Source organism: Symbiobacterium turbinis (assembly GCF_055383075.1).
The window spans coordinates 532,739-545,124 of sequence record NZ_AP042433.1 but is presented as its reverse complement, the minus strand read 5'-3'; the positions used below and the strand labels follow the sequence as shown (position 1 = coordinate 545,124).

13 protein-coding genes are annotated in these 12,386 nt (G+C 67.9%); all 13 read right to left on the bottom strand.

Features of this window, described 5'->3' with window-relative positions; all coding sequences use genetic code 11:
• Positions 1-37: 37 nt before the first annotated feature.
• Positions 38-1,546, bottom strand: a complete 1,509-nt coding sequence (locus ACZ45O_RS02620; protein WP_464855409.1) for a putative glycoside hydrolase — start codon at positions 1,544-1,546, stop codon at positions 38-40.
• A gap of 357 nt (positions 1,547-1,903) precedes the next feature.
• On the bottom strand, positions 1,904-3,004 hold the full coding sequence (locus ACZ45O_RS02615) for a glycerol dehydrogenase (RefSeq protein WP_464855408.1): 1,101 nt from the start codon (positions 3,002-3,004) through the stop codon (positions 1,904-1,906).
• A 65-nt stretch (positions 3,005-3,069) separates the two neighbouring features.
• The gene (locus ACZ45O_RS02610; RefSeq protein ID WP_464855407.1) at positions 3,070-3,432 is read right to left on the bottom strand and encodes a cupin domain-containing protein; all 363 of its coding nucleotides are present in this window, start codon (positions 3,430-3,432) and stop codon (positions 3,070-3,072) included.
• 531 nt (positions 3,433-3,963) lie between these two features.
• Entirely contained in the window at positions 3,964-5,286 is a 1,323-nt protein-coding gene (locus ACZ45O_RS02605; RefSeq protein WP_464855406.1) for a transposase, read from the bottom strand.
• Positions 5,287-5,755: 469 nt separating this feature from the next.
• A complete protein-coding gene (locus tag ACZ45O_RS02600) occupies positions 5,756-6,016 on the bottom strand; it encodes a hypothetical protein (RefSeq protein WP_464855405.1) in 261 nt (86 codons plus the stop codon).
• Positions 6,017-6,115: 99 nt separating this feature from the next.
• On the bottom strand, positions 6,116-6,391 hold the full coding sequence (locus ACZ45O_RS02595) for an FmdB family zinc ribbon protein (RefSeq protein WP_464855404.1): 276 nt from the start codon (positions 6,389-6,391) through the stop codon (positions 6,116-6,118).
• A 102-nt stretch (positions 6,392-6,493) separates the two neighbouring features.
• Complete coding sequence (gene pyrE, locus ACZ45O_RS02590; RefSeq protein ID WP_464855403.1) at positions 6,494-7,090, bottom strand: orotate phosphoribosyltransferase; 597 nt, start codon at positions 7,088-7,090, stop codon at positions 6,494-6,496.
• Positions 7,091-7,117: 27 nt separating this feature from the next.
• On the bottom strand, positions 7,118-8,083 hold the full coding sequence (locus ACZ45O_RS02585) for a dihydroorotate dehydrogenase (RefSeq protein WP_464855402.1): 966 nt from the start codon (positions 8,081-8,083) through the stop codon (positions 7,118-7,120).
• The gene (locus ACZ45O_RS02580; RefSeq protein WP_464855401.1) at positions 8,073-9,062 is read right to left on the bottom strand and encodes a dihydroorotate dehydrogenase electron transfer subunit; all 990 of its coding nucleotides are present in this window, start codon (positions 9,060-9,062) and stop codon (positions 8,073-8,075) included. The genes ACZ45O_RS02585 and ACZ45O_RS02580 overlap by 11 nt, the downstream gene beginning before the upstream one ends.
• The gene (locus ACZ45O_RS02575) at positions 9,059-10,363 is read right to left on the bottom strand and encodes a dihydroorotase (protein WP_464855400.1); all 1,305 of its coding nucleotides are present in this window, start codon (positions 10,361-10,363) and stop codon (positions 9,059-9,061) included. Before ACZ45O_RS02575 ends, ACZ45O_RS02580 begins: the two co-directional genes overlap by 4 nt.
• The gene (locus tag ACZ45O_RS02570) at positions 10,360-11,292 is read right to left on the bottom strand and encodes an aspartate carbamoyltransferase catalytic subunit (RefSeq protein WP_464855399.1); all 933 of its coding nucleotides are present in this window, start codon (positions 11,290-11,292) and stop codon (positions 10,360-10,362) included. Before ACZ45O_RS02570 ends, ACZ45O_RS02575 begins: the two co-directional genes overlap by 4 nt.
• 61 nt (positions 11,293-11,353) lie before the next feature.
• Positions 11,354-11,896, bottom strand: a complete 543-nt coding sequence (gene pyrR, locus ACZ45O_RS02565) for a bifunctional pyr operon transcriptional regulator/uracil phosphoribosyltransferase PyrR (protein ID WP_464855398.1) — start codon at positions 11,894-11,896, stop codon at positions 11,354-11,356.
• A gap of 309 nt (positions 11,897-12,205) precedes the next feature.
• Positions 12,206-12,358 carry a hypothetical protein gene (locus tag ACZ45O_RS02560; RefSeq protein ID WP_464855397.1) on the bottom strand — a complete coding sequence of 51 codons (153 nt, stop codon included), beginning with the start codon at positions 12,356-12,358 and terminating at the stop codon, positions 12,206-12,208.
• Positions 12,359-12,386: the final 28 nt, after the last annotated feature.

Genomic DNA, 12,386 nt, shown 5'->3' with positions numbered 1-12,386 from the left:
GATCTGAATCTGTATGCAGGCCACGGCGCTCACGCCATCACGGCGCCGTGCGGATCATCACGTGGCGGGCTTCCCCGTCCCAGTCCACGCTCGCGCCGAACGCCTGGCTGACGAACCGCAGCGGGACCAGGGTGCGCCCCTGCCAGAGCACGGCGGGCTGGGTCAGGACCACGGGACGGCCGTCCACGAGCGCGTCGGCCTGCCCGGGCGAGACGGCGATCGTGCGGCCGCCCAGGCGGATCCGGGCGGTGCCGGTCCCGGCATCCCAGTCTACGGTGCCGCCCAGCATCGTCGCCATGTCCCGCAGCGGCACCAGCGTCTGGCCAGTGCTGCGGGCGACAAAGGGGACCACGTCGGTGAACGCCACCGTGCGACCGTTCAGGCTCACCGTCACCGGGGCGCCGACCTCAGACGGCGGGAGGTGGCGGGCAGGCGCGGTGTCGCCAGACAGCAGCGCCGCCTCGGTATACTGGTTCGCGGCATTCCAGAGCATCCAGCTGGTGTAGCCGGCGTCGTACGTCGCCTGGATCTGCGCGCGGACCTCGTCGGCGCCGTACGTGTGGCCCATCGAGAAGTCCTGCAGCCACGGGCGCACCGCCGTCCGGGTGTCGAGCCCGGCCGCCAGGATGCGGTCCCGGGCGTCCACCAGCGACCGGTAGATGGTCTCATACGGCATCGCGTCGGGGTTGGGCAGGCCCAGGTTTCCCCGCTCGTAGTGGCTGGGGTAGAGCATGGGCGAGACGTAGTCGGTGGCGCCGGCGATCTCCTCCAGCCGCTGGCCGATGCCCATGTCGTCCCGGACGGACGTGACCAGGCCGAAGACGTCTGCGCTCACCAGCACCCCGTACGGGGCCAGCTCCTCCCGTGCGTGGGCCAGGAAGTCCGCCACCACCTGCTGATACGCCCGGCCGTCCGCGCCGGGGTAGCGGGTGGCGCTCAGGTCGCCGTCGGTGGGGAAGCGGACGTAGTCGAACTGGATCTCATCGAAGCCGGCCTCAGCCGCGGCCCGGGCGATGCGGATCACGTAGTCCCAGGCCTCCCGGTTGTAGGGATTGAGCCAGGCGACGCCGTTCCAGTCTCGCCAGATCCCTCCTCCGGCGCTGTGCACGGCCCAGTCGGGGTTGGCGGGGGCGACGATGGGATCCTTGAAGGCCACGATGCGGGCGATCGCGTAGATGCCCCGCTCGTGAAGGTCAGCCGTGAAGGCCTGTGGGTCAGTCAGGAAGGGCCGCACCGCCCCGGCGGCGACGGCTGTCGCCTCGTCGGTGGCGATGGTGACCCGGCCGGAGTCATCCTTCACGTCGACCACGACGGCGTTGAGTTCGGTCCGGTCGATCAGGTTCAGGATGCCCGCCAGGAAGCCGGGGTTCGCCGCATTCCACGCGGTCAGATAAACACCCTTTACCTCCGAAGGCGCGGGGACGAGCGGTGCAACCATAACCGACGGCGGGCTGAGCGCACCGGCCGGGGATGTCCCGACCACCAGGGCGAGCAGGGAGCACACGAGAACGGCGGAAAGACGGCGCGAAATACGGGTGAGTCGCACGCTGCGAAAGCCCCCTCATCGGGAAGTTGTGCCGCCGCACTCTGGGGCAGAACGTTCCAGTGTGCGGCCTTCCAACTTTCCACAACGCGACTGCCAAACCCTTTTACGTTAGCCGGGCTTGCGGGGGTCGGCCCGTGAACGATAGCCAGCGGTGCGTCGTAGTACTTATGACTTCCCGGGTGGAGGTGATTCAACTGCTGCGGGACGAGGAACTTTGCCGGCAGATCCAGGAAGGGAGCGAATCCGCGCTGGAGACTCTGGCTGGCTGACCGGCGTGAGCGGTGGGTCTCCGGGGCGTCGCCCCACGACTGAACGAGCCCGGCCCTCTGTGGGCCGGGCTCGTGGGCTCGTCGCGCCTCACCCTTCCTTATACAGGTGCCCCAGCCGGTCGGCGGCCAGGATGGCGGCGTAAACCTTCTCGGGGGTCACCTCGAAGGGCATGTTGTAGATGGTCTCGCCTTCAGCGCATGCCAGTTCGGCCACCTTGCGGATCTCTTCCTCCCGGATGGTCTTGACGCCCAGATCAGCCAGCGTCACCGGCAGACCCAGGTTCAGGCAGAACTCGATGACCTCCTCGATCTCGTCGAGGGGTGCGTTCTCCAGCACGAGCTGACAGAGGGTGCCAAAGGCCACCTTTTCGCCGTGGTACGCACCGTGGGTGTCTTCCAGAGCGGTCAGGCCGTCGTGGATGGCATGGGCCCCCGCCAGGCCGCAGCTCTCGAAGCCGATGCCGCTCAGGAGCGTGTTGGCCTCCACGATCCGCTCCAGGGCCTCCGTGATGACGTGCGCCTCTGCCGCGGCCTTGGCCTTGATCCCCTCCTGCAGCAGAGTCTCGTAACAGAGCCGCGCCAGGGCCATGGCCGCCTGGGTGCCCTTCCCCCCGGCGATGTTCATCTTATTGGCCCGCTGCACCGCCCGCGCCTCGAAGTAGGTGGCCAGGGCATCGCCCATCCCCGCCACCAGCAGCCGGGCCGGCGCGTTGGCGATGATCGCCGTGTCCACGATGACGGCCGCCGGGTTCGAGGGCAGGAAGAGATAGCGGTCGAAGGAGCCGTCCTCCTTGTAAATCACCGACAGCGCGCTGCACGGGGCGTCGGTGGATGCAATCGTCGGCACGATGACCACCGGGATGTTGCCGGTGTAGTAGGCCACGGCCTTGGCGGTGTCCAGCGTCTTCCCCCCACCGATCCCCACCACGATGTCGGCCTGAAACTCCTTACAGCGCCCGCAGAGCCTATCGATTTCGGCCTGAGTGATTTCCCCCTGGAAGCGCTCCATGGTCACCGTGGCCCCAGCTTTCGCGTAGCTGGCGGTGATGCGCTCCTGTGTCAGGTTCATGACGAACTCGTCGGCTATGGCAAAAGCCCGCGAACCCAGCTGGCCGGTGTGCTCTGCCAACCGATCCAGTTCCCCCGGGCCCTGGATGTACTTGCCAGGTGCAACGATCAGTCTGGTCAAGATCAGATTCCTCTCCTTGAGCTGAGACTCTCACCATGTTCAGTCTGCCAAGAACGGCGCCGGCTTCACCCGATGGGCTGCGCGTACCGCGGGTCAGAGGGATTGGGGCTGAGGCTGGCCAGAAGCACCAGGGCCTCGCTGCCCGTGTTGCGAACCGAGAACTCCTCCTCCCCCTCCACCAGCAGGATGTCCCCGGCCGAAACGGGCGTCTCGCCGCCATCCACCACGACCACCCCGGAACCGCTGGTGACGTGCACCACCAGCGACGAGCCGGGATGCTTGTGTTTGGGCAGTTCCTGACCCGGCGCGAAGGTAAGAACAAAGACCAGTACCTGCGGATTGCTGACGCAGATGCGTTTCGTGAAGCGGGTCTCCGAGACGACCGAGACCGCTTCCAGATTCGTCTTCTCCAAAGCTCGATCACCCATGCCATAGCATCCCCATGGAGCACCGCGCCATGTGCTCGATGGGGATGCCGCTCCGTGAGTGGATTTTGCTCCGCGGGCAGCCCCGGCTCACTGCATCTGCACGGCCGTTCGGTTGCGTGGGCCAAGCCCCCGCCAGGTCTTGGTCTCGGGCCATATACCCTTGCCGTCCATTGTTTCTGTTTGCAGTGGGTGTTGATGGCGAGGCAGGGCATGTCACCCTCATGGAGCGCCAGGCAAACCCTGCGGGTACCTCACTTCGAGTCGGAGCGCTTACCCTGATTTGGCGCGCGAAGAACCAGGCGGGCAGCATCCCGCGGGAAGGCGGCAGCCCGTCTCAGGATATCTCGTTATGGAGCTCGGAAGGCGCTAACCTGCGCCCAAGAGTGCGGCCGCTTGCTTTCTCGCCCACGAGCGGGGTCGTCGCAACCTGGCTCACCCGTTTCTTTGGGGCTTCACACCTTGCCCGCTCATAAGTGTCCCCTGAGTACATGCCCAGGGGCAGCGCCTGTGACTACTGAGGCTCGCGAGGCGTCAGCATGCAGGACTACGCAGCAGGGCGCGGCCATCCACCGGCGCGATGTTGGCGCCGTCCGGATACTGCACGATGCGCACGATATCCCGGAACCAGGCGAGGTAATGGACCAGATATTTCGTGGCGACGCCCCGGAACTGCCGGAGCCACCAGGTCGGCAGATTGGGAAACCGGATCGGGCCGGCGCTCGCTTCGCCCGCTGCTCCAGTCTCCCCGGCACCAGTCTCACCTGTACTGGTCTCCCCGGTACAGGTCTCCGCGGTACCGGTCCCCACTGCATCGGCCTCCCCCAGCACCGGCTCGTGCAGCGCTTCGCCAGCCCGCACGTCCCCGGCCTGCTCTTCCCCAGCCTGCGCTTCCTCAGTCTGCGCTTCCTCAGCCTGCGCTTCTCCGGCGGTAGATCCGGCACACATGCTCACAGCGGCGATCCCATCGCGGTATTCATATCCCAGCATCTCGCAAGCCTTCTCGTATTCGCTCCCGCCGAAGGCGTACACGCGGGAGCCGGGCCGGACCATCCGGGAGAGGCCCTCCCCTACCAGGTCCGGGGTGCGCCTGCCCTGCCCCAGGATGCCAAGCTCGTATCCGCTGTCGGTTTCGGCCACCATGACACTCACCGGCCGGCCGTCGATCAGCAGCCGGAATCCATTCCGGCCGGCAGGGGCCAGGCCGGGGCGCATGGGTCCCCCGGGTCCGATTCCCCGGCGCACAATGTTCCAGTAGCCCCAGCTGCCGGGGCCGTTGGTGGTCCTGCTCCCCTTCTCTGAGTACTTGACACGGAAGGTTTCGACCCGGACGTCACCGCTCAGCTTCTCACGGGGCCGGGCGCTCAGCGCCGCGAGGGCACGGTGACGCCAGTGGAAGGCCGTAGACAGGGCGATGCCCAGGCAGGATGCGACCTGGCGCAGCGGCAGGTCGTCCACGAGCAGATCGATCATCTCCCGCCACTGCTCCTGCTTCCGGATCCGGTACGCAGGAGTGCCCGTGTTGGGGCTGAAGGTCCGCCGGCAGGTCTTACAGAGGTACCGCTGCACCCGCTGCCCGGAGGCCATGCGGAAAGAGCCGTGCCTGACCACCTGCGCTCCTCCGCAGGCGGGGCAGCGCCTTTGCTCAGCCGGAACTGCACCCGGGGTAGCCTCCTGGACCGCCCCCTGGACCGCCTTCCGGATCGCCTCCCTGACCACTCCCGGGACTGCGCCCTCCGCGCAGGGCTCAGCCGTACAGGCGTGCGCCTGCGATGGGGGTGCATCCTGCGCAGGGGGAACGGACGGGACGATCGAAAGCGGGCCGGTGTGGGACAGGCCGAGGGACTCAGCTGCCATGATGTCAGCACCTCACACATCTGGATTCTATTGTCATGTTATCCGAACGCTGGTTCGTTGTCCAGGTCTCCGGCCTCACCCGCAGGGGTGATTTTGGTGCAGGACTCGTCCGGCTGCCGCCGCCGCCGCCGGTCAAGTCAGTGCGAACGCGCCATGGCGGAACCCGTTAATGCAGACGACAACGGGAGTGCCTGCGGCCTCATCAACAGTCAACACGAACAGAAGGAATGCAAGCGGCAGCGCGAGTGCCTGCGGCCTCATCAACAGTCAACACGAACAGACGGAATGCAGACGACAACGGGAGTGCCTCCGGGCTCATCAACAGTCAACACGAACAGAAGGAATGAAAGCGGCCACGGGAGTGCCTGCGGCCTCATCAACACCCGGGCAGGGGCTCATACGAAAACGGGAGCGCCGACACAAGTCGGTGCTCCCGATCAATCGTGGCATAGCCTGTGCGGTTGCTGGATCACTTGAACAAGGCCTGGCAGGCGAGCCGGTTGCCCTTCTCCAGGCGGTCCCCCAGCTGCTGCCGCTCAAACGCCGTCGGCTCCGTCAGGAGGAAGGCCGTGTCCCTCGGCCACTGCACCAGACACTGCTCGGTGGTATGCGACTTGCCGTCGCAGTCGCAGGTGACCGGGATACCCTGCTCGATCAGGGCGTCGATCAGCCGCATGCCAGAACGGGTATGAACCAGGTACTCTTCGTTCTTGTACTTGATACGCCGCATCCCTTTGTCCCCTCCCTGACAGCATCATACCACTTTAACTTTACGAAATACAACAGCAAGAGAGACCGGCATCCACCGGTCTCCCCCTGCTGGCTGTGTTTAGGCCGACTTCGTGGAACCCTCACCGGAGGACGTGCTCTCCGAAGACTTGCTCGCGGAACTGCCCGAAGCCTTGGCCCTGTCAAGGCTCGTCAGCTTCTGCCCCACCGCGATGTGCCCGTTCTCGAGACCATGAGCAGCGAAGGCGGAGACGAGACGCCTTGCGCCCATATGACCGCACTCGGGGCACTTCTGACCCTCACCCGTGGTATTCACCGGAACCAGTTCCTCGAAGAGGTGGCTGCACGCGTTGCACTTAAACTCGTAGATCGGCATGCCTGTCTCCCCCCTTGCTGTAGAATCATGACGTACCAATTTTACCTGCGCACAGGGGGAGATTCAAGGGGTTAGTTAGCACTCCGGCACGGTGAGTGCTAACTAACCTTTGGGCTTCACCAGCGGCACCCCGGTCCGGCAGAGCGGGCAGTCATCCGGTTCCCACGACTCGACGTCCACCCGCACCAGCGAGCGCAGCGGCACACCGAAATCCACGCGCCCTCCCGAACGGTCCACTATGCAGCCGACCCCCACCACCACCGGCTGGTATCCCTGAATGGCAGCGATCGCTTTCTGAACCGAGCCGCCGGTGGTGACGGCGTCCTCAACCACCAGCACCCGCTCACCGGGCCGCAAGTGCCACTGCCGCTTCAGGGCCATGCCGCCGTCCTCGGTCTTCTCGGTGAAGATGGCCCGCACCGGCCCCCCGGTCCGCCGGCTCAGTTGCCGGGCCACCTCGTAGGCCAGGATGATGCCGCCGGTCGCCGGGCCCACCACGGTCTCTACCTCTTCCGTTTCGAACAGCGACGCCAGCCCCTCGCAGAGCCGCTCCGTCTCGGCGGGGTATTGGAACGTGTGCGGCATGAGGAAGAAGCGGTCGGAGTGGCGGCCGGAAGTCAGGCGAAAGTGGCCCTCAAGCAGAGTCCCCGTGGCCCGTAGGATCTCCAGCACCGCATCGGGCTCCAGATGTCGCGTCACCGGATTCCCTCCTTGTACATCTCCCCACTACAGCGCGCCGCGCAGGCGGGCCGCCCCCACCAGGTCGCCCACGCGCCGGTAGCCGTGCTCGGCCATGAACTGGGCCAGCTCCTCCGCGATCGTGAGCGGCGCCCGGGGGTCTACGAAGCAGGCGGTGCCGATCTGGACCGCCGAGGCCCCGGCCATGAGGAACTCGACGGCGTCCTCGCCCGTCATGATCCCGCCGATGCCGATCACCGGCACCTTCACCGCCCCGGCCACCTGCCAGACCATCCGCAGGGCGATGGGCTTGATCGCCGGTCCGGACAGGCCGCCGAAAACGTTGCCCAGGTGCGGCCTGCGGCGGCGGATATCGATGGACATGCCCATGAGGGTGTTGATGACCGAAAGGCCGTCGGCGCCGGCGCTCTCCACGGCCCGGGCGATCTCGACGATATCGGTGACGTTGGGCGAGAGCTTCACGATGAGGGGGAGGGTCGTGGCCCGGCGCACCGCCGCCGTCACCTCGGCCGCGCTCCTGGGGGTCGTGCCGAAGGCCATCCCGCCCTCCTTCACGTTGGGGCAGGAGATGTTCAGCTCCAGCCCCGCGACGCCGGTTCCTTCCAGGCGTCGGGCGACCGCCGCGTACTCGTCGACGGTGCGGCCGACGATGTTGACGATTACCGTCGCCCCCTGCTCCTGCAGCCAGGGCCAGTCGACGGTCAGGAAGTGGTCCACCCCCGGATTCTGCAGGCCGATGGCATTCAGCATGCCGCCCGGCGTCTCGACGACGCGGATGCCCGGGTTGCCGTCCCAGGGCTCGATGGCCGTGCCCTTCACGCAGATCGCGCCGATCTGCGAGAGATCCATCACCCCGGCAAACTCCCGGCCGAAGCCGAAGCAACCGGACGCCGGCCAGACGGGCGTCTTGAAGGTCCGGCCAAACAGCCGCACGCTGAGGTCGGGCGCAGAGCCACCGGAACCGCCGGCGGGCCGTACGCTCTCAGAACCCACCCAGAACCACCTCCTCTGCCGGGAAGACGGGGCCGTCCTGGCAGGTCTTCAGGTAGCCGCCCCCCGCCTTCGGCACCGTGCAGCCCAGGCACGCGCCGAAGCCGCAGGCCATGAACCGCTCCACCGAGACGAAGCACGGGATGCCCGCCTCGGCGCACCGCTCCTTCACCGCCGCCAGCATGGGCTCCGGGCCGCACGCCCAGACCTCGCCGATGCGGTCCTCCGTGCCGGGCCCTCTGTCTGTCGCTGCGGCTCCGGCACGATCGCCCGACGCCGGCTCGCTCATGCCGATCAGCCGATCCAGCGCATCGGTGACCAGACCCCGTTCGCCGGCCGAGCCGTCGTCCGTCACGGTGATCACCGGGACGCCGGTCGCCGCCACCTCACGGGCGCCGGCCAGATAGCGTGCGGTGCGCGCACCGAGGATCGCCACCACAGGCCGCCCGCCCTGCACCGCCCAACGGGCGGCGGCCGCCATGGGCGGGATACCCAGGCCGCCCCCGATGAGCAGCAGCCGGCCCTGCCCGGCGCGCGGGTCGGGGAAGGAGCGGCCCAGGGGGCCCAGCAGATCCACCATCGCACCAGGCGGCACGGCAGACAGGGCGCGGGTGCCCCGGCCCACCACCCGGTAGATCAGGCTGATCTCACCCGCCTCGGGCCGGATCTCGCAGAGGGAGAGCGGCCGCCGCAGCAGGGGATCGAGAGCAGCCGGACGCGGCGACGCCTGGCTGCGCTGCCCGTTGGACATGACCGCCGCTGGGCGGGGCTGGCCTGTCGGCGCCGGGCCCGGCTGCCCGGGCAGACCCACCGGCAGGGGGTGAATCTGCACGAACTGCCCGGCGGTCGCCCGGCGGGCGACCACCGGCGCGGCGAGGGTCAGCTTGAAGATCTCGCCGTCGCCGTCGTGGGTCAGAACCCGTGCCCGCTCCCTCACCCACCCGGCCTGGACCTGCGTCTGTCGGAGCGTGCGCATCGTCATTCCGCGATCACCTTCATCTCCAGCATCCGCAGCCGGCCGCCCACCACCGTAGCGTACGGGGCGCCGGTGAGGGTCCAGCCGATGAAGGGCGAGTTCTTGGACTTGGACGCCATCTCCTCGGCGGTGACGGTCCAGGTGCGGTCCAGGTCCAGCACCGTGATGTCGGCCTCCGCGCCCTCGGTCAGCGCGGGCGGGGTGCGGTTGATCAGCCGGGCCGGGCGGGTGGACATCAGGAGGATGAGCTGCTCCAGGCTGATCAGCCCGGGGCGCACCAGCCGGTCCAGGGCCAGGCCCACCGCCGTCTCCAGCCCGGTGATGCCGAAAGCCGCCAGGGGGTACTCGACGTCCTTCTCGTCGATGTGGTGCGGGGCGTGGTCGGTGGCGATCACGTCGATGGTGCCGTCCTTCAGCCCCTCCAGGATCGCCTGCCGGTCCGCCTCCTCCCGGAGCGGGGGGTTCATCTTGGTGTTGGTGGAGTAGACCATGTCGGCCACCGCCTGGTCGGTGAGGGTGAGGTGGTGCGGCGTCGCCTCGGCCGTCACCCGGGCCCCCAGCGCCTTGCCCCAGCGCACCAGCTCCACCGAGCGGCGGCTGGAGAGGTGCTGCAGGTGGACCCGGGCGCCGGTCTCCAGCGCGAGCAGGATATCCCGGGCAACCTGCACCTCCTCGGCGGCAGGGGGCATCCCCTTCAGACCGAGCAGGGAGGAAACCCGCCCCTCGTGCATGACACCGCTGCCCGCGAGCGACCGGTCCTCGCAGTGGTCCATCACCAGCAGATCGAACTGGCGGGCGTAGATCATGGCCTGGCGCATCGTCTCCGCCCGGTCGACGGGGCGCCCGTCGTCGGTGATGGCGCATGCGCCGGCCTCGAACATCTCGCCGATCTCCGCCAGCTCCCCCCCCTTCGACCCCTTGGTGATGGCGCCCGCCGGCCAGACCCGGCAGAGCCCCTCCCTGGCGGCCAGATCCACCAGATGCGATACCAGCGGGGCGTTGTCGACGACGGGCCGGGTATTGGGCATGGTGACAATGCCGACGAACCCGCCCCGCACCGCAGCCGCCGTGCCGGTGCGCATGTCCTCCTTGTACTCCTGGCCGGGGACGCGCAGGTGCACGTGTAGATCAATGAAGCCCGGCGCCACCACCTTGCCGGCGGCGTCGATGACCTCCGCCCCGGCCGGGGCGGGCAGGTCGTCGCCGATCGCCCGGATGCGCCCGTCCTCCACCAGCAGGTCCGCCACCCGGTCGACTCCGCTCGCGGGATCCAGGAGCCGGCCGCCGCGAATCAAGAGGCTGCTCATGCCGCCTCACCCCCTCCCAGCAGCAGATACAGCAGGGCCATGCGCACCGCGACGCCGTTGGTCACCTGCTCCAGGATCACCGACTGCAAGCCGTCCGCCACCGCCGTGGCGATCTCGACGCCCCGGTTCATGGGACCGGGGTGCATCAGCAGCGCATCGGGCTTGGCGAGGCGGAGCCGCTCCTCGGTGATGCCCCAGAACTTGTGGTACTCGGCCACCGTGGGGAAGAGCCCCTTCTCCTGCCGCTCCAGCTGCAGCCGGAGCACGTTGACCACATCGGCCCCCTCCAGCGCCTCCTCCACCCGGGTGGTGGTGCGCACGCCGTACTCCTCGAAGCCGTGGGCCAGCAGCGTGGACGGGCCAGCCAGCCAGACCTCGGCCCCGTACTTGGTCAGGCCGTAGATGTTGGACCGGGCGACCCGGCTGTGGTAGGAATCGCCGATGATGGCGACCTTCAGCCCCTTGAAGCCGCCCTTCTTCTGCCGGATGGTGAGCATGTCCAGGAGGCCCTGCGTCGGGTGCTCGTGCAGGCCGTCGCCGGCGTTGATGACCGATGCCCGCAGGGCCCGGGCCAGGAGGTGGGGCGCGCCGCCCATGCTGTGGCGCATCACGACGGCGTCGATGCCCATGGCCTCCAGGTTGCGGGCCGTGTCTTTCAGGGTCTCGCCCTTCTGGACCGAGCTGGTGGAGGCCGAGATGTTGATGACGTCGGCCCCCAGGTACTTGCCCGCCAGCTCGAACGACTTGGCCGTGCGGGTGGAGGGCTCGTAGAACAGGGTCACGATCGCCTTGCCCCGCAGCGTGGGCACCTTCTTGATGGGCCGGGTTGCCAGATCCTTCAACGCCTCTGCCGTGTTCAGGATGAGGTCGATCTCCTCGACCGTCATGTCCTGAAGCCCCAGGATATCTTTCCGCTTCAGTCTGGCCATGCTCATCCTCCTCGTGAGCGCGGAATCCTGCGTCGTGAGCCGACCCGCCGGGTTGCTCACCCTACTCGTTGTCGAAGAGGGCAACGAAGTCGTCGTCGTCGATCTCGACCACGTTGACCTCGACCCGCTCCCGGCGGGACGTGGGCACGTTCTTGCCGACGTAGTCCGGCCGGATCGGCAGCTCCCGGTGGCCGCGATCCACCAGGACCGCCAGCTGGATGGCGGCCGGACGGCCGATGTCCAGCAGGGCGTCCATGGCCGCCCTAACCGTGCGGCCGGTGTAAATGACGTCGTCCACCAGCACCACCACCCGCCCGGGCAGCTTGAAGTTGACCTCGCTCTTGTGGACCACCGGCAGCTCGGCCAGCTCGGTGAGGTCGTCTCGGTACAGGGTGATGTCCAGGGTCCCGACGGGAACCTCACGGCCCTCGAAGTCCTTCAGCCGGGCCGCGAGCCGCTGCGCCAGGGGGATGCCCCGCCGGCGGATGCCGACCAGGGCCACGTGCTCAATCCCCTTGTTCCGCTCGATGATCTCGTGGGCAATGCGGGACAGCGCCCGCTTCATCTGGTCGGCGTCCATCAGGATCGCTTTGGGCTGGGTCACGGAAGCCACCTCCTCGTGGGCATGAAAAAACCTCCTTGCCCGGTACCGGCAAGGAGGACTGCTGCCTCAGGCTGCGCCCGCGCGCGATCGGCCCGATCGGCGCCAGGGCCTGCGGTTCAGTATTCCTGCTCCTTACCAGCCTCACGGGACTGGGTTAAAGTAGCATGTCCTTCGAAGAACATATCACTCGGGCTACGCGAAATCAAGGGGGATTTTCCGCGGCGCGTAACCTTCAGCGGGCCGGGGCATTAATCTCGGGAGGGGAACGCCCCGGCCGACGGAGACGGGCGAACTGCGGCCTTGCCGGGCCTACCTGCCCAACGGCACCCGGCTGACCACGTACCGCCGCGGCCCCGGCGAGTCGGCGGTCAGCTGTTGGAACGGGCAGACCTGGCACCTCTGGGTGGAGACCGAGCACGGGCAGATCGGCGAGATCTCGTTGCGAACAGACCAGATAGCCACGGCACCACACCCCCCACCCCCGCCACCC

What these genes read in the sequence shown, in the direction of transcription:
- ACZ45O_RS02600 (WP_464855405.1), bottom strand. Translation starts at nt 6,016, where the DNA reads ATGCGGCGTATCAAGTACAAGAACGAAGAGTACCTGGTTCATACCCGT.
- ACZ45O_RS02575 (WP_464855400.1), bottom strand. Translation starts at nt 10,363, where the DNA reads ATGAGCAGCCTCTTGATTCGCGGCGGCCGGCTCCTGGATCCCGCGAGC.
- ACZ45O_RS02610 (WP_464855407.1), bottom strand. Translation starts at nt 3,432, where the DNA reads ATGGGTGATCGAGCTTTGGAGAAGACGAATCTGGAAGCGGTCTCGGTC.
- ACZ45O_RS02605 (WP_464855406.1), bottom strand. Translation starts at nt 5,286, where the DNA reads ATGGCAGCTGAGTCCCTCGGCCTGTCCCACACCGGCCCGCTTTCGATC.
- ACZ45O_RS02580 (WP_464855401.1), bottom strand. Translation starts at nt 9,062, where the DNA reads ATGACGATGCGCACGCTCCGACAGACGCAGGTCCAGGCCGGGTGGGTG.
- ACZ45O_RS02595 (WP_464855404.1), bottom strand. Translation starts at nt 6,391, where the DNA reads ATGCCGATCTACGAGTTTAAGTGCAACGCGTGCAGCCACCTCTTCGAG.
- ACZ45O_RS02570 (WP_464855399.1), bottom strand. Translation starts at nt 11,292, where the DNA reads ATGGCCAGACTGAAGCGGAAAGATATCCTGGGGCTTCAGGACATGACG.